At 61.4% G+C, this 15,502-nt stretch carries 13 protein-coding genes; 5 read left to right on the forward strand and 8 right to left on the reverse strand.

Annotation, left to right across the window (positions count from 1 at the left end):
• Positions 1 to 178: 178 nt before the first annotated feature.
• The 8 genes from AC1MEW_RS03350 to AC1MEW_RS03385 are packed head-to-tail and all read right to left on the reverse strand — an operon-like array spanning position 179 to position 9,167.
• Positions 179 to 1,309 (reverse strand): glycosyltransferase family 4 protein, encoded by a 1,131-nt coding sequence (locus tag AC1MEW_RS03350; protein ID WP_322270051.1) that lies wholly within the window; start codon positions 1,307 to 1,309, stop codon positions 179 to 181.
• On the reverse strand, positions 1,310 to 2,440 hold the full coding sequence (locus tag AC1MEW_RS03355; protein WP_480425403.1) for a glycosyltransferase family 4 protein: 1,131 nt from the start codon (positions 2,438 to 2,440) through the stop codon (positions 1,310 to 1,312). It abuts the gene before it with no gap.
• A complete protein-coding gene (locus AC1MEW_RS03360; protein WP_201199206.1) occupies positions 2,424 to 3,791 on the reverse strand; it encodes a glycosyltransferase family 4 protein in 1,368 nt (455 codons plus the stop codon). The genes AC1MEW_RS03355 and AC1MEW_RS03360 overlap by 17 nt, the downstream gene beginning before the upstream one ends.
• Complete coding sequence (locus AC1MEW_RS03365) at positions 3,788 to 5,041, reverse strand: ABC transporter ATP-binding protein (RefSeq protein WP_480425405.1); 1,254 nt, start codon at positions 5,039 to 5,041, stop codon at positions 3,788 to 3,790. Before AC1MEW_RS03365 ends, AC1MEW_RS03360 begins: the two co-directional genes overlap by 4 nt.
• On the reverse strand, positions 5,041 to 5,838 hold the full coding sequence (locus AC1MEW_RS03370; RefSeq protein WP_201199202.1) for an ABC transporter permease: 798 nt from the start codon (positions 5,836 to 5,838) through the stop codon (positions 5,041 to 5,043). The genes AC1MEW_RS03365 and AC1MEW_RS03370 overlap by 1 nt, the downstream gene beginning before the upstream one ends.
• Complete coding sequence (locus AC1MEW_RS03375) at positions 5,839 to 7,281, reverse strand: mannose-1-phosphate guanylyltransferase/mannose-6-phosphate isomerase (protein WP_201255026.1); 1,443 nt, start codon at positions 7,279 to 7,281, stop codon at positions 5,839 to 5,841.
• 3 nt (positions 7,282 to 7,284) lie between these two features.
• On the reverse strand, positions 7,285 to 8,256 hold the full coding sequence (gene gmd / locus AC1MEW_RS03380) for a GDP-mannose 4,6-dehydratase (RefSeq protein ID WP_201199198.1): 972 nt from the start codon (positions 8,254 to 8,256) through the stop codon (positions 7,285 to 7,287).
• Complete coding sequence (locus tag AC1MEW_RS03385; protein ID WP_322270047.1) at positions 8,253 to 9,167, reverse strand: GDP-mannose 4,6-dehydratase; 915 nt, start codon at positions 9,165 to 9,167, stop codon at positions 8,253 to 8,255. Before AC1MEW_RS03385 ends, gmd begins: the two co-directional genes overlap by 4 nt.
• Positions 9,168 to 9,605: 438 nt before the next feature.
• On the opposite strand from AC1MEW_RS03385, the gene AC1MEW_RS03390 reads away from it, so the two are divergent.
• Genes AC1MEW_RS03390 through AC1MEW_RS03410 form a run of 5 tightly spaced genes read left to right on the forward strand, consistent with a single transcriptional unit; the run spans position 9,606 to position 15,340 of the window.
• Complete coding sequence (locus AC1MEW_RS03390; protein WP_201199195.1) at positions 9,606 to 11,183, forward strand: glycosyltransferase; 1,578 nt, start codon at positions 9,606 to 9,608, stop codon at positions 11,181 to 11,183.
• Positions 11,177 to 12,481 (forward strand): glycosyltransferase, encoded by a 1,305-nt coding sequence (locus AC1MEW_RS03395; RefSeq protein WP_201255027.1) that lies wholly within the window; start codon positions 11,177 to 11,179, stop codon positions 12,479 to 12,481. The genes AC1MEW_RS03390 and AC1MEW_RS03395 overlap by 7 nt, the downstream gene beginning before the upstream one ends.
• On the forward strand, positions 12,478 to 13,365 hold the full coding sequence (locus tag AC1MEW_RS03400) for a class I SAM-dependent methyltransferase (protein WP_201255028.1): 888 nt from the start codon (positions 12,478 to 12,480) through the stop codon (positions 13,363 to 13,365). The genes AC1MEW_RS03395 and AC1MEW_RS03400 overlap by 4 nt, the downstream gene beginning before the upstream one ends.
• The gene (locus tag AC1MEW_RS03405) at positions 13,362 to 14,516 is read left to right on the forward strand and encodes an acyltransferase family protein (protein ID WP_323569988.1); all 1,155 of its coding nucleotides are present in this window, start codon (positions 13,362 to 13,364) and stop codon (positions 14,514 to 14,516) included. The genes AC1MEW_RS03400 and AC1MEW_RS03405 overlap by 4 nt, the downstream gene beginning before the upstream one ends.
• Positions 14,510 to 15,340: a class I SAM-dependent methyltransferase gene (locus tag AC1MEW_RS03410; RefSeq protein ID WP_480425409.1), complete on the forward strand. Its 831-nt coding sequence runs from the start codon at positions 14,510 to 14,512 to the stop codon at positions 15,338 to 15,340. Before AC1MEW_RS03405 ends, AC1MEW_RS03410 begins: the two co-directional genes overlap by 7 nt.
• Positions 15,341 to 15,502 lie beyond the last annotated feature (162 nt).

Genomic DNA, 15,502 nt, shown 5'->3' on the forward strand with positions numbered 1-15,502 from the left:
GAATGCTTTTTGTGGCGAGGGAGCTTGCCCCCGTTGGGCTGCGAAGCGGCCCCAAAACCTGCCACCGCGATGTATCAAGCACACCGCGTGCGATGGTTTTACGACTGCTGCGCAGCCGAACGGGGGCAAGCCCCCTCGCCACAGGGTTCACTGCACCAGAGGGTTCACCCCTCATGGGTCAGGCGTAGGACAGGGATTTTTCTTCCAGCAATTCCTGATACAGCTCCGTCCACTTGCGGCCCATTTCGTCGGCAGTAAACAACTGCCGATACCGCGCCTCAGCTTTCACGCCCATGGCTGCCGCGCGCACCGGGTCTTCCCACAAGGTGCGCATCGCCTCGCGGAACGCCTGTGGATTACTCGGCGGCACTACCAGCCCGGTTTCGTTGTGGATGTTGATGTAGCTGGTGCCGGTGCCGATTTCGCTGGAGATCATCGGTTTGCCGTACATCGCGCCTTCCAGCAGCGAGATGCCGAACGCTTCGGAGCGTAGGTGCGACGGGAACACGATGGCGTAGCTCAGTTGCAGCAACGCCACCTTGTCTTCATCCCCCAGCCGGCCGAGGAAGTGGATATTGCGCAGACCCAGTGCAGCAGCCTGGGCGTGCAATTCTGTTTCCAGTGGCCCGGCGCCGACGATCACCACCGGGTAATCCACGTCTTTCAAGGCGTCGAGCAGGATGTGCAAGCCTTTGTAGTAACGCATCACGCCCACGAACAGGAAAAACTTATCCCCAAGCTTCTGCCGCCAATGGGCCATGCGCTCGGTATCAGGCTGTGGATAACCGGCCTTGTTCAAACCGTAGGGAATGACGCGGGTCTTGTCCTGAAACTGCTGCAATACGTCGCTGGTGTGCAGGTAGTTGGGCGAGGCCGCGACGATGCGGTCGGCGCTGGCGAGGAAACGGTTCATCAGCGGCCGATAGAGTTTGAGCAGGTGTTTCTGGCGAATGATGTCCGAGTGGTAAGTGACCACGCTCGGTTTGTTCATGCCGCTGGCGAAATGCACCAGGTCCATGAACGGCCATGGGAAGTGGTAATTGACCACATCGGCTTCGGCCGCCAGCTCGCGAAACTGTTTGAACACGCTCCAGGAAAATCCCGTGGAGGCGAATTGAATGTCGAGTCTGGCCCGATGTACTTCATGCTGACCGAGTTTCACCACGGGCGGCGTCGGGTCGGCACTCAGCGTCAGTACCTGGCCCTCGATGCCGTGCTGGGCGCCACTTTCGCAGAGCTGGAAGATGACTTGTTCGATGCCACCTACGGAGTCGGGCAGGTACGTCTTGAAAAAATGAAGAACTCGCATTCAACCTCCCAAAACCTGGCGGTAGGCGCGGGCTGTGATCTTCGCGCAACGCTCCCAGGAAAAAAGCTTCGCTTGTTGTAGTCCCGCTTCTCGGCATGCCTGCCAATGCGTTTTATCGTCGATCAGTCGGCTCATCGCATCCCGCAAGCCGACAGGGTCGTCAGGTTCAATGTAGTTGCCCGCCGCGCCGGCCACCTCTGGCATCGCCGAATGCTGAACCAGAATCACCGGCGTGCCGCTGGCCATGGCTTCCAGCACAGGCAGGCCGAAGCCTTCATAGACCGATGGAAAAATCAGTGCCTGCGCCCCGGCCAACAGCTGTGCCACGTGCTCATCGGGCAGGTAACCGAGCAAGCAGACGTGCCCGGCGGCCAGCGCCTGGCGCAGTTCTTCGCTGAATTGCTCGCGCTGCCAGCCGGCCATGCCGACGATCAACAGCGGAAACCGCTGGCGCTGCGCCTCCGGCAGCAAGGCGTGGGCACGCAGGGCCAGGGCCAGGTTTTTGCGCGGTTCCAGGGTGCCGACGCAGAGAAAATATTCTCGGGCCTCGACCCCGTGGGCCTTGAGGACCGTGTCGATGTCTTCGGCTGAGCGCGGATGGAAACGCGCCGCCACGCCCAGCGGTGCGACGATGAAACGCTCGGCGGGCAGGGCGAAATAGGCTTGAGCCTCATCGGCAATGAACTGCGAGTCGGTCAGAATCAACTGCGCCTGTTGCACGCCATCGGCCAGTCGCCGCTCGATTTCGCGCAAGCGCGCCGGCGGTTGCGTCTCGGGGTAATGCAGGTGCGTCAGGTCATGCAGGGTGATGACCGTTGGGCCGTCGAATGACAGCGGCCACAAACTCGGTTCGTGATACAGGTCGATCGACTGGGACCGGCCCTGATCGAAACGTTTCTGCGCCAGCCAGCGCCGTGCCTGATAGGCCCCGGGAATTTGCCGCAGCAACGGCGACAGTCGCGAGTAGCCGGGTATGGCGGCCTCGGGCAGCGAAGTGCTCCAGCCCCAGCCGTGGAACAGCGAAAGTTCGATGTCCGGTTCACAGGCGAGTGCGCCCACCAGTTCGGCAACGTAATGGCCGATGCCGGTGCGCGGGGCCTGGAGGATGCGGGCGTTAAGGGCAATTCGCATGTTGCCTCTCTGCCACGACCGGTGTCGGCTGAAGATTGCGCAGGGTGCGTTCGGCCAGTTGCGCACTGGCTTCACGCCAGCCGATCCACTGCCAATCAGTGACATTGCGAGCCGCTGGGAATTGGCCGCTGTTCTCGAAGCGAACCACCAGATCGGCCAGGGTTTGCGGCTTGGCCAGGTCGAAGTAGGCCATGAACTCACCGCCAATTTCGCGGAAGATCGGGATATCACTGCCCATCGCGGGCAACCCGCGTTGCATGGCTTCCACCAGGGGCAGGCCGAAGCCTTCGACCCAGGACGGAAACACCAGCGAACGGGCGTGGGAGTAGGCGTATTCGAGGCTGGTGTCGCTCAGGTCGTTGAACATGAACAGCCGTTTGTTCAACTGCGGATGGTTGTGCACCCGGGCGAGCAGGGCGTCGCACTTCCAGCCGATGCGCCCGGCGATGCACAGTCGGGCTGTCGAGCCCGCCGCCCAGGCGAGTTCAAAAGCGTCCAGCAGGTAGTCGTGGTTCTTGCGCGGTTCGATGGTGCTGACCATCAGGAACACCGGCTCCGGGGCGTCGAACATCCGCTTCAGGCGCGGTTCGACGGCAGCGCGCGCTTCGCTCAGGTCCAGTTCTGAGCCGAGGTGGAAATAGTCGAACCACAAGGCATCGGCTTTAGCCGGACCGACCCGGCGCTGCAATTCTTCGCGCACCTGGTCGCGCACCGTGGCGGAAATCGCCACATAGCCGTCGGCGGTTTTAGTGATCCAGTCGAACCATTCGTTGAAAACCTGTACCAGCCGCGTGTCGTAGAACTGCGGGTGGGTCAGGGGAATCAAGTCGTAGATGACTGAGACAATGCCCACGCCTTCGCGCTTGAGTTGTTCGGCAAACGGGAAGAAATCGGTGTGCCAGGACGAGTCCAGCAACACCAACTGATCCCCCGGCTGATGCTGCAACGGCGTGCAACGCTTGGGCAGTTGGTATTGGTTGAGACCGTCGATCAGACGCAGCGGAATACTGAAACAGGTAATCGCCGTGACGCGGTAGGCCACGTGCAGCAAACGCTTGATCACTCGCGAATTCGTGCGGTTGTGCAGGCGTTGGTGCAGTTGCCAGAACCGGTGGGCCAGGCGCCCCAGACGCCCGCCAAAGATCATCAAGTGATCGAAAAACGGAATGTTCAACGCGCCGAGCTTGAGCACTCGGTAGAGCTTGCCTTTGAGCATCACGACCGGGATGCATTCGACGCCCTGCACGCTGGGCGGCAGTTGATTGATGACGTTGCGCACCACGCGCTGAATGCCCGAGTTGACCTTGGGATGCTGGAACACGTGGGTGCATTCCACCAGCAGGCGAGTCATGACGTGCGCTCCTGGTGAATGGCAGTGGCCGTGCGGGTGATGGTGGTCTGGGCGCCCAGCCACGAGCAGCCGACGAAGTCTTCGTGGCGATTATTGATGACGTGGAACACCAGGCCGTAGTCGCGCCATTCGAAGTTGCGGTCCAGGTGTGAGTCCAGGCGCGACAGGCTCAGCGCCACGGAATAGTTACCCTTGCCCAGGCCCATGACGAAGGCAAAGCGATAGGTCACTCGCTCACCAGCGTGCAGGTCGTCCAGGGCTTTGTCCTGGCGGTGGGTGTTGATGCCGTACATGGCCTGGCCCAGGCGATCCTTGATCATGAAGCCCAGCACCAGGCGTTCGATGTCCTGGCGAATCTCTACCTGCACTTCCAGCACCACCGGTTGACCGACTTCGGCGGCATCGATGGCGCGTTCGTTTTCGTCCAGCAGGCGCACGCTGAGGATGCCGGCTTCACCGGTACCGGAGATGGTTTGCACTTGGCCTCCGGCGAGCATTTCCTGGCGCACGGTCTGGCCTTCGCGTTCGGCGAGCAAGGCGTTGTAGTAATCCATGACCGCTTCGGGTTTGTCGTGCATCGCCATGCGGCCGCGATCCAGCAGGATCGCCGAGTCGCAGATCGACTGGATCGCCCCTCGGTCGTGGGACACGATCAGCAAGGTGGTGCCGGCTTTGCGAAAGCTGCGGATGCGGTCGAAACTCTTGTGCTGGAAGTAGGCGTCGCCCACCGACAATGCTTCGTCGACGATCAGGATGTCCGGGCGCCGGGCCGTGGCCACGCTGAACGCCAGGCGCATCTGCATGCCGCTGGAATAGGTGCGCACCGGCTGATCGATGGCCTCGCCGATTTCGGCGAAACGTTCGATCTCCGGCATCAGGGCTTCGATGTCTTCGACGTGCATGCCCAGCAGTTGCCCGGCCATCACGGCGTTCTGCCGGCCGGTGAAGTCCGGGTGAAAACCCATGCCCAGTTCCAGCAGGGCGGCGACCTGGCCTTCGAGCTGGATGTTGCCGCAGGTCGGTTGGGTGGTACCGGTGATCATCTTCAACAACGTGCTTTTACCGGCGCCGTTGACCCCGACGATGCCCACCGCTTCACCGGGGGCGATCTCGAAATTCACGTCTTGCAGCACCCAGTGCTGGCGGTGGCGCGTCGGCGAAAACGGGATCAGCCACTCGGCCAGTCGGCTCCAGCGCGTAGGGTATTGCTTGTAGGCCTTGCCCAGGCCAGTAACGCGTATGTGCCCCATCAGAGTTCATCCACCATTTCGCCGACCCGCTGGCGAAACAGCCGCAGCCCGATCACGCAGAACAGCACACCGGTCACGAAGATCGGCAGCAGGGAACTCCACACCGGCCACTGGCCGTAGAGGAACAGGTTCTGATAACTGGCCATCAGGTTGGTCAGGGGGTTGAGTTGCAGCAGGCGCTGGACCCACTCCGGCAGGATGCTGATCGGATACACGATCGGTGTCAGCCAGAACCAGAATTGCAGGCATATGCCATAGAACTGGCCGATGTCGCGAAAGAACACGTTCAACACCCCCAGGACCATTCCCAGCCCGGCGCAGAACATCACCTGCAACGCCAACAGCGGCAGCAGCGCCAATAACGCCATGCCCGGCCAGCGTCCGGTGATCAGCAGAAAGCCGAGGAACAGCCCGATGATGATCGCGAAATTGATGCCGGCGTTGAACAGCACAATCACCGGCAGGCAGATCCGCGGGAAGCTGATTTTCTTCAGCAGGTTGGCGTTTTCCAGAAACATGTTCTGGCACCGCAAGGTGATTTCCGAGAACAGGCCCCAGGTCAGCAAACCGGCGCAGAGGTAGACGCTGTAGGCCATGCCGTCATCCACGCCCGGCAAGCGGGCGCGCATGATGTGGGCAAAGACCACCGTGTACACGACGATCATCGACAGCGGATTGAGCACGGTCCAGAGGGCACCGAACAACGAATTGCGATAACGCGCTTGGAACTCTCGCTTGACGCTACCGAGGATGAAACCTCGATAGCCCCACAGCGATCGGTACAGGGAAAGCAGCATTCAAACCGTCCTGCCATATTGGTCTTCGAAGCGGACGATGTCGTCCTCTCCCAGGTATTCGCCGCTTTGTACTTCAATGATCACCAGGTCGATCACACCCGGGTTTTCCAGGCGATGCTTGTGCCCGGCGGCAATGAACGTGGATTCGTTCTTGGCCACCAGGTGGGTGCCGGTGCCGTTGTTGGTGACCTTGGCCATGCCTTCGACCACGACCCAGTGTTCGTTGCGGTGGTGGTGCATTTGCAACGACAGCTTGCCGCCCGGCTTGACCACGATGCGCTTGATCTTGAAACGCAGACCTTCCTCGAGCACGGTGTAGGTGCCCCACGGCCGGCTGACGGTGCGGTGCAGGCGATAGGCTTCGTGCTTTTTGTCCTTGAGCTGCTTGGCCACCCGGCGTACATCCTGGGCGCGGTCGGCGTGGGCCACCAGCACGGCGTCGGCGGTGTCGACGATGATCAAGTTATCCACACCCACCGCGGCGACCAGCCGGCCTTCGCTCTGGACGAAGTTGTTGTGGCTGTCGACGAAGATCGCATCGCCACTGGCGCGGTTATTTTGTGCATCGGCCGGCACCAGTGCAGCCAGCGCGCCCCAGGAGCCGATGTCGCTCCAGTCGAAACCGGCGGGCACCACGACCACTTTGTCCGAGCGTTCCATCAAGGCGTAGTCGATGGAGATGTCGGTGATCTCGGCAAACAGCGCCGGCGATAATTCCTGTTGCAGGCAACCGCCGGTTTCCACCGATGGGCTGACGGCCATGCAGGCTTGGGTCTGTTCCAGCAGTTCGGGGGCGTGAACCTGCAACTCGGTCAGCAGCGTGGCCACCGAGAAGCAGAACATGCCGGAGTTCCACAGGAAGTTGCCGCTTTCCAGGTAATGCGTTGCGGTTTGCAGGTCGGGTTTTTCGACGAAGCGCTGCACCCTGGCCGCACCTTTGTCGTCCAGCGGTGCACCGGTCTCGATATAGCCGAAGCCGGTTTCCGGCGTCGTCGGCTCGACGCCGAACGTCACCAGGTAACCCGCCTTGGCCAGCGTCACGGCATGCGCGACGGCGCTCTGCAAGGCGTCGACATTGACGATCAGGTGATCGGCCGGCATGACCACCATGATCGCTTCGTCACCGTGCAGGGCTTGCAGCGACAGCGCCGCCGCCGCGATGGCCGGGGCGGTGTTGCGGCCCGTCGGCTCAAGCAGGAAGTGCCCGCGATGACGGGCCAGTTGCGCGTCCTGGTAGTGATCCTTGCTCTGGAAGTAATACTCGCGGTTGGTCACCGTAACGATGTCGCCCCAACCATCGAGCAGGCCCGCCGCGCGCCGGTAGGTCTTGCCCAGCAGCGACTGGCCGTCGGGCAGCGTCATGAACGGCTTGGGGTGCCCTTCGCGGGACACCGGCCACAAACGGGTCCCGGCACCGCCGGAGAGAATCACAGGAATCAGCATGGCCTACTCCTTGGCGACGCGTTTCATGTCCGCATCCATCATCATGCGGATCAAGGTATCCAGATCGGTTTTTGGCTTCCAGCCCAGCACACGCTGGGCCTTGGCCGGGTTCCCGAGGAGCACGTCGACTTCGGCCGGGCGGAAAAACGCCGGGTCAATCTTCACGTAGTCGCGGTAATTCAGGCCAATGTGGTCGAAGGCGATCCGGCACATTTCGCGCACGGTGGTGGTCACGCCGGTGGCGACCACGTAGTCGTCGGCTTTGTCCTGTTGCAGCATCATCCACATCGCTTCGACGTAGTCGCCGGCAAAACCCCAGTCACGCTTGGAGTCGATATTGCCCAGGCGCAATTCCTGCTGTTTGCCTTGCTTGATGCGGGCGGCGGCGTCGGTGACCTTGCGGGTCACGAACTCGATGCCGCGCAGCGGTGATTCGTGGTTGAACAGGATCCCGCTGCTGGCGTGCAGGTTGAAGCTCTCGCGGTAGTTCACGGTGATCCAGTGACCGTAGAGCTTGGCTACGCCGTACGGGCTACGGGGGTAGAACGGCGTGTTCTCGTCTTGCTGCTCGGCCTGGATCAGGCCGAACATTTCGCTGGTGGACGCTTGATAGAAACGCGTGTGCGGGCTGAACTGGCGGATCGCTTCAAGCAGATGAGTCACGCCCAGGCCATCAACGATGCCGGTGGTCACCGGTTGATCCCAGGAGGCGGCGACAAAGCTTTGCGCCGCCAGGTTGTAGACCTCGTCCGGCGCCGACTTGATCACCGCGCGCTGCACGGAGCAGGCATCGGCCATGTCGCCATCCAGGTAAATGATGTCGCCCTCGACCCCCATCTCGCGCAGGCGCCAGCGTGAATCGCTGCTGCGCCGGGCCACCAGGCCGTGGACCTTGTAACCCTTGTCGAGCAGCAGTTTCGCCAGATAAGCCCCGTCCTGGCCGGTGATCCCTGTGATCAGTGCACTTTTAGTCATTCGTCTTTTACTCGTTTCTCCCAGTCGGACAGGATCGCCCGCAGGGATTGTTGTGTTGTGATTTCAGGCGTCCATCCTGTGGTCTGGGCGAGCTTGGCATGGCTGCCACAAACGCGACGCTGATCTGCGCGGCGAAGTCGCGCAGGATCCTGAATCAATTGCATGTCGACCTGGGCGAGGTCCCCCAGTTGTTCAATCAAACTGCGGATACTTTGCTCGCGCCCCGAGCAAATGTTGTAGACCTGTCCCGGCGTACCCTTTTCGAGCAGCGCCAGGTAGGCCGAAATCACATCGTCCACGTCGAGGAAGTCACGGGTGACGTCGATGTCACCGACTTCCAGTTGTGGCGCTTGCAGGCCTTGCTTGATTCGGTTGATCTGCCGCGCTGCGCTGGCGATGACGAAGCTGTCTTTCTGCCCGGTGCCGATGTGGTTGAACGGACGGGCGACCAGCACCGGCCAGCCTTCGCTCAGGCCCCATTGCAGACTCAAGAATTCCGCCGACAGTTTGCTCACTGCATACGGGTTGCGCGGGCAGGGTGGCTGGCTTTCGGTGATGGGCAGTTGGGCTTCGCTGACCTGGCCGTAGACATCGCCGGAGCTGACGTACAGGAAGGTGCCGTTGAAGCCGCGAGCCTTGAGGGCTTGCAGCAGGTTCAGGGTACCGAGCAGGTTGATGTTCAGCGTGCGCGCCGGATCACGGAAGGCTTCGGGAACGAAAGTCTGGCCGGCCATGTGAATGACGGCGTCGGGCAGCTCGGGCCACAGGTCTGCGAGGCTGTCCGGGTTGCCGAGGTCATAGCGCGAAGGGACCGTCAGCAGCTCCCATTTCGAGGTATCGGCATTCAGACGCGATTGGATGTGTTGTCCTACGAATCCACTCAGACCCGTAACGAACAGACGCTTTTTCAAACAGCAGCCCCTTGGTCATTAAACTTCTGCCATTTCCCACAGGCTGACGGGAATGTCTGTCAGACCGTGCGAAAACATCGGTAGGAAAACAGGCGAAGTCTTTGTTGTAGTTGTTTGGTAGCCAATCTGTGCCAATTACGGCGCAATTTCAACAGGTCCAACCGTGACTGGTCAGTTCTCGTTAGCGTAGCCTCATTTTTCTCGTCGGGCGGTTCACGAATCCTCAACGGATGTGTTTAGAATGCCCCTCGTCACGATTATCCAGCGATCGTTCGGGGTGCTGCGAAAGTTGTTCCCATCCCCGCGAAGCTGACCATTAAAACAAGAACGTAGACGGGCAAGAAGACGATGGACGACGACCGGCAAACGCCGCCGCGATCCGTTGCTTTGCCGTCATAGAGTGGGGCTGCCGGGACGGCGGTTTCATCGTGGGATGCCATGAATTTCATTCTTTACTCGGACGTCAACGACAGCTCCATCAGCCAGAGCCTTGGTCGACCCGAATACAGTTATTACTTCGTGCTCAAGGCGTATCGCCCGGTGCTCGAAAGCCTTGGGCGGGTGCACGTGGTGTCCAGCGTCGCCGAGGTCGATCCCCTCTACAGGCAACTGCTCGCCGCTGGCGAAGACAGCTTGTTCCTGTCGTTCACCCCGCCGCAGAAAACCCCGACCGATCTGGAGTGCCCGACGATCTGCGTGGTGGCCTGGGAGTTCGACTCGATTCCCGATGAGCAGTGGGACAATGACCCGCGCCAGGACTGGACGCACATGCTCGCGCGCCAGGGCCGGGTCATCACGCTCTCCAGCCACACCGCCCGGGCGATTCGCCGGGCCATGGGTGAAGACTTCCCGGTGCTGGTGTTGCCAACGCCGTTGTGGGAAAACTTCGCGGCCATTCGTAGTCACCACACCAGCGCGCCGGTGAACCCCGGTTCAACACTGCAGATCAAGGGCTGCGTCTTCGACTCCCGTACCCTCGGGCTCAACGCCGATGCGCTGATCCCGGTGCCGCCGAGTGCCGAGGAACTGGCGGCGCTGGCGGCCGAGCTGGAGGCTTTGAAGCCACCGCCGCTGACACTGAAACGGCGCTTCGTGATTGCCCGCCATTACCTGCACATGTGGCGCCTGGACAAAGGCAAATCGCTGCCGGACCCGGTCCATCGCACGCACTTCCTGAGCCAGTGGTATTGGGAAGGGGTTCGCGACTTGTTGTCGGACACCGTCCATGCACGGCTCGCCGAGTACCTGCCGGCCATCGCCGGCCCGCAGACAGTTGCAGTGCCCGAGCCCGAACCCCGGGAGTGGCCGGATACCAACACCCAGGTCGAGACTCAAGTGGACGGCGTGGTCTACGTCACCGTCTTCAACCCGCGTGACGGTCGCAAGAACTGGCATCAGCTGATCACCGCGTTCTGCTGGGCGTTCCGCGAAACCGACGACGCCACGCTGGTGCTGAAGATTACCCAAAGCGACCTGTCGTCCTACTACGACGAGCTGATGACGTTGCTCGCGCAGCTGTCACCGTTCGCCTGTCGAGTGGTGGTGATGCACGGTTATCTGGACGATCCGCAATACGCCCGGCTGTACGAAGCCGCCAGTTTTTACGTCAATGCTTCACGCTGCGAAGGCCTGTGCCTGCCGCTGATGGAGTTCATGGCCAGCGGCAAACCGGTGATCGCCCCGGATCACACCGCCATGGAGGATTACATCGATGAGCGCGTGGCGTTTGTGGTCAAGTCCAGCGAAGAGCTGACCATTTGGCCGCAGGACACCCGCATCATCTACCGCACCCTGCGTTATCGACCGGACTGGGGGTCGCTGAAAACCGCCTACGAAAACAGCTACCGGATGGCCAAGGCGCAACCGCAGGATTACCAGCGAATGTCCCGCGCCGCCATCGACCGCATGCACGACTACTGCGCGTTCGCCCCGGTGCAGCAACGTCTGTCGGACTTCTTCGGGCTAGTGCCGCAGGCCTCTGTGCCTGCGACCGTGACGGATAACGCCTCATGCTGATCATCATTCATTCGGAAACCAACCAGCGCACCATTGCCCAGAACCTCGGCCGCTCGGAGTACAGCTATTACTTCGTGCTCAAGGAGTACCGGCCGGTGCTGGAGCGACTGGGGCGAGTGGTCGAAGTCAGCGACCCACAGACCGAAGTCGATGCGCTGTACCTCGACTGTCTGTCCCGAGGTGAAGACTGTGTCTTCCTGTCGTTCTCGCCCCCGCATCGCACGCCGGTCAACTTTGCCTGCCCGACCCTGGCGGTGTTTGCCTGGGAATTCAGCACCATTCCCAACGAGCCGTTTGCCGGGGAACCACGCAATGACTGGTGCAGCGTGTTGCGCGCGTCCGGTGCGGCCATCACGCATTCCAACTACACCGTCAACGCGGTGCGCGAGGCCATGGGCGCGGACTATCCGATCGTCGCCGTGCCCGCGCCCGTGTGGGACCGCTTCGCTGCCCGTGGTGCGCAGTTGCAACGCCAGCCGCTGGCCAGGCAGGTGAAATTGAAGATCAAAGGGGTGGTGGCGGACAGTCGTCAGCTCGACCTGCAGGCGTTTGGCCCGGTGCATTTGCGTACGGGTCAGGGCATCGATTTCGATGCGCCGGCCAGTGAGCACGAGTTGGTGCTCGACGGGGTGATCTATACCTCGGTGTTCAACCCCAGTGACGGGCGCAAGAACTGGGAAGACATGCTCAGTGCCTTCTGCGTGACTTTCCGCGACGTTGAAGATGCCACGCTGGTGTTCAAACTGACCCACCACGATGCCGAAGAAGCGCTGGCCGATATCCTTCATCACTTGTACAAAAACCAGTCCTACCGCTGCCGCATCGTGTTGATTTACGGTTACCTGGCGGATGCGGATTACGAGCAACTGGTCCAGGCCACCAGTTATGTGGTCAACACCGCTTACGGTGAAGGGCAGTGCCTGCCGCTGATGGAGTTCATGTCCTGTGGCAAACCGGCAGTGGCGCCGCGCACCACGGCGATGATCGATTACCTGGATGCCGACAACGCCTTCATCATCGACACCACCGACGAATTGACCGCCTGGCCCCATGACCCGCGCCGCGCCTTCCGCACGTTGCGCTACATCACTGATTGGGCGTCGGTGTGCAGGGCGTATCGAGCAAGTTATGACGTAGCCAAGGACGATCCCGAGCGTTATGCGCAGATGTCCGCCCATGCGGTGACCAGCCTGCAAGCGTTCTGCAGTCAGGCCAGCGCCGAGCAACGCTTGAAAGGGTTTTTCGCCGATTTGTTCAAAACCCCCGTTACACCTGTCCTGGAAACCCCCGAAGCATGATTCGTGCATGGTTGCGACGTCTGTTGCCTGCGGCGAAACCCGAGCCGTTGCCGGTGGTGCACAGCCCCGTGTCGCCACGGGATGTGGGGTTGCGCGACGCCATGCTCGATGGCTGGTTTCTGGGTGACAGCGGCGAATTGCTCAATGGCTTTGCCATCAACGCGGACGACACCTTGCTCGACGTCGGTTGCGGTGAGGGCGTGGCGACCCTGTTTGCAGTGCGTCAGGGTGCGTCGGTGATCTTTACCGACAGCGAGCACGACAAGGTCCGCGAGCTGGCCCTGCAGGTGGATGCGCAGTCGAACAAGCAAAATCTTGGATTGGTGAGCAACAGCCTGCCGCTGCCCCTGGCCGACGGCTGCGCGAGCAAAGTCGTGTGCATGGAAGTGCTTGAGCACATTGATCAGCCCGAGCCGTTCATGGCTGAACTGGTGCGCATGGGCCGGCCCGGGGCGCTGTATTTGCTGAGCGTTCCGGCCCCGGTGGGTGAACATTTGCAGCAGGGCATCGCACCGGCCAGCTATTTCCAATCGCCCAATCACGTGCAGATTTTTACCCCGGAGCGGTTTGCCGCGATGGTCGAAGACGCCGGGCTGGTGATCGAGCATCGCCAGGCCACCGGGTTTTTCTGGGTCATGGGCATGATCTTTTTCTGGGCCAGTGAACGCGCCGCCGGTCGCGACCTGGGTGGCGCAGTGCGCGACCGGATTCAGGCGCCGTACCCACCGCTGATGGAGAGCTGGGCGCAGACCTGGCAAGACTTGCTGGCACAACCCAATGGCCTGGCGATCAAGCAGATGCTTGATCAATTCATGCCCAAGAGTCAGGTGATCATCGCCCGCAAACCGCTGGATGCCGACGCCACGTCCGGGAGGATGGCATGAGCAGCAAACGGATCATGGACATCGAGTTGCTGCGCGGTATTGCAGTGCTCGGCGTGTTGTTTCATCACCTGCAAGGCAGCCTGTTTACCGACACGGTGCCATTGCTGGAAAACATCCATGCCTGGGCGCAACCGTGGTGGGGCGTCGATCTGTTTTTCGCGATCTCGGGCTTCGTGATTGCACGCAGTTTGATCCCGGCCTTGCAGGGTTGCAGCACGCGCCAGGAATACTGGCAGCAGACGCGTAACTTCTGGCTGCGGCGGGCCTTTCGCTTACTGCCGTCGGCGTGGTTGTGGCTGGCGTTGATGCTGCTGGCCTGTGTGTTTATCAACCGCTCCGGGGCGTTCGGCACCTTGCAAGCGAACTTGCAGGCGACGCTGGCCGGGGTCGCGCAATATGCCAACTTCCGCTTTGCCGACAGCTTTTTCCACTACGAATACGGCACCAGTTTCGTGTACTGGAGCCTGTCGCTGGAGGAGCAGTTTTACCTGCTGTTCCCGCTGCTGATTCTGCTCTGCCGCAAGCACCTGGTCTGGGCGTTGCTGGCGTTGGTCGCGGTGCAGTTGTTCACCTTGCGCACGCCGATCCTGATGGTGGTGCGCACCGATGCATTGGCCCTCGGCGTGCTGCTGGCGATGTGGAGTGCACGACCTGATTACGTGCGCTGGGAGCCGACATTCTTGCGTCGGCCGTGGGCGGGCGTCGCGGCGCTGCTGATCCTGGCGCTGGCGCTGAGCTTCATGGCCACCGACCGCTTCACCTTCGCCAATTACCGGATCGGCGCGATTGCCGTGCTCAGCGCGGTGCTGGTCTGGATCGCGTCCTACAACCGTGATTACTTGATGCCAGCAGGTTTGCTGAAGAGCCTGATGGTGTGGATCGGCAGTCGCTCCTACGGGATTTACCTGATCCATATTCCGGCGTACGCGTTGGTGCGCGAAGTGATCTTCCGGTTGCAGGCGGCCGGTCTGCCGAGTCCGGCGGGCCATCCGGTCCTGACTATCCTGATCGCTGGCGGGCTGATTGTCCTGTTGAGCGAACTCAATTACCGCTTCGTCGAAATGCCCATGCGCAATCGCGGCGCCTCGCTGGTGCAACGTCTGAGCACGTCCCGAACCGCCGTCCCATCCTCTGGAGCTACCTCATGCTGAGCCTTTTGAAGAAACTCACGGCGGGCACGCCCGCTCTCGCGCAGCCAGTGGCACCGGTCGCGGACAAGGTCGACCCGTACATGCTCGGCCTGCATGACGCGATGCTCAGTGGCTGGTTCAACCAGGAAACCGGCGAGCTGTTTACCGGTTTCCCGGTGACCCCTGAGGACACCTTGCTCGACGTCGGCTGCGGTGATGGCGGCAACGTGCATTTCTGCGGCATGCGCGGGGCGAAGATCATCATTGCCGACATTGACGCGGCCAAGGTTGAAGCGACCCGCCAGCGCCTGAGCGATACGCCGGCCCGGGGCGTGGAGTGCCACGTGACCGACTGCAATCCGCTGCCGATTGCCGATGCGACCGCCACCCGCGTGGTGTCCACCGAAGTCATCGAACACGTCGACGACCCGGCGCAGTTCCTCGCTGAACTGGTGCGGGTCGGCAAGCCTGGGGCGTTGTATTTGCTCAGCGTTCCGCACCCGAGCTCCGAAGACCTGCAAAAGGACATCGCCGCGCCAGAGTACTTCCAGAAGCCCAACCACATTCGCATCATCAGCGAAGAGCAGTTCAAGGCGATGGTCAGTGACGCCGGCCTGGAAGTGCTGAGCCACAGCCAGTACGGGTTTTACTGGTCGATGTGGATGCTGTTGTTCTGGGAAGCCAAGGTCGACTTCAGCAACGCTGACCATCCGCTGCTCAATCACTGGGCGGATACCTGGAAAGCGATCCTCGATTCGCCGCGGGGCGCGCAGATCAAACAGGCACTGGATGCTGTCGTGGCGAAAAGTCAGGTGATCATCGCTCGTAAGCCTTTGGCCGAATAACCCAAGGCTGGCAGTGTTTTCTGTGGTGGTGGCTTTTGTGGCGAGGGAGCTTGCTCCCGCTCGGCTGCGAAGCAGTCGCTAGTGCTGAGAACTCGATCTGTCTGAATTAATGTGGTGGCTGGTTTTGGGGCTGCTTCACAGCCCAGCGGGAGCAAGCTCCCT

The sequence above is a fragment of the Pseudomonas sp. ASL4 genome (assembly GCF_056680395.1).

Coding starts and splice junctions, on each gene's coding strand:
- AC1MEW_RS03350 (WP_322270051.1), bottom strand. CDS start 1,309: ATGCGAGTTCTTCATTTTTTCAAGACGTACCTGCCCGACTCCGTAGGT.
- AC1MEW_RS03355 (WP_480425403.1), bottom strand. CDS start 2,440: ATGCGAATTGCCCTTAACGCCCGCATCCTCCAGGCCCCGCGCACCGGC.
- AC1MEW_RS03360 (WP_201199206.1), bottom strand. CDS start 3,791: ATGACTCGCCTGCTGGTGGAATGCACCCACGTGTTCCAGCATCCCAAG.
- AC1MEW_RS03365 (WP_480425405.1), bottom strand. CDS start 5,041: ATGGGGCACATACGCGTTACTGGCCTGGGCAAGGCCTACAAGCAATAC.
- AC1MEW_RS03370 (WP_201199202.1), bottom strand. CDS start 5,838: ATGCTGCTTTCCCTGTACCGATCGCTGTGGGGCTATCGAGGTTTCATC.
- AC1MEW_RS03375 (WP_201255026.1), bottom strand. CDS start 7,281: ATGCTGATTCCTGTGATTCTCTCCGGCGGTGCCGGGACCCGTTTGTGG.
- gmd (WP_201199198.1), bottom strand. CDS start 8,256: ATGACTAAAAGTGCACTGATCACAGGGATCACCGGCCAGGACGGGGCT.
- AC1MEW_RS03390 (WP_201199195.1), top strand. CDS start 9,606: ATGAATTTCATTCTTTACTCGGACGTCAACGACAGCTCCATCAGCCAG.
- AC1MEW_RS03395 (WP_201255027.1), top strand. CDS start 11,177: ATGCTGATCATCATTCATTCGGAAACCAACCAGCGCACCATTGCCCAG.
- AC1MEW_RS03400 (WP_201255028.1), top strand. CDS start 12,478: ATGATTCGTGCATGGTTGCGACGTCTGTTGCCTGCGGCGAAACCCGAG.
- AC1MEW_RS03405 (WP_323569988.1), top strand. CDS start 13,362: ATGAGCAGCAAACGGATCATGGACATCGAGTTGCTGCGCGGTATTGCA.
- AC1MEW_RS03410 (WP_480425409.1), top strand. CDS start 14,510: ATGCTGAGCCTTTTGAAGAAACTCACGGCGGGCACGCCCGCTCTCGCG.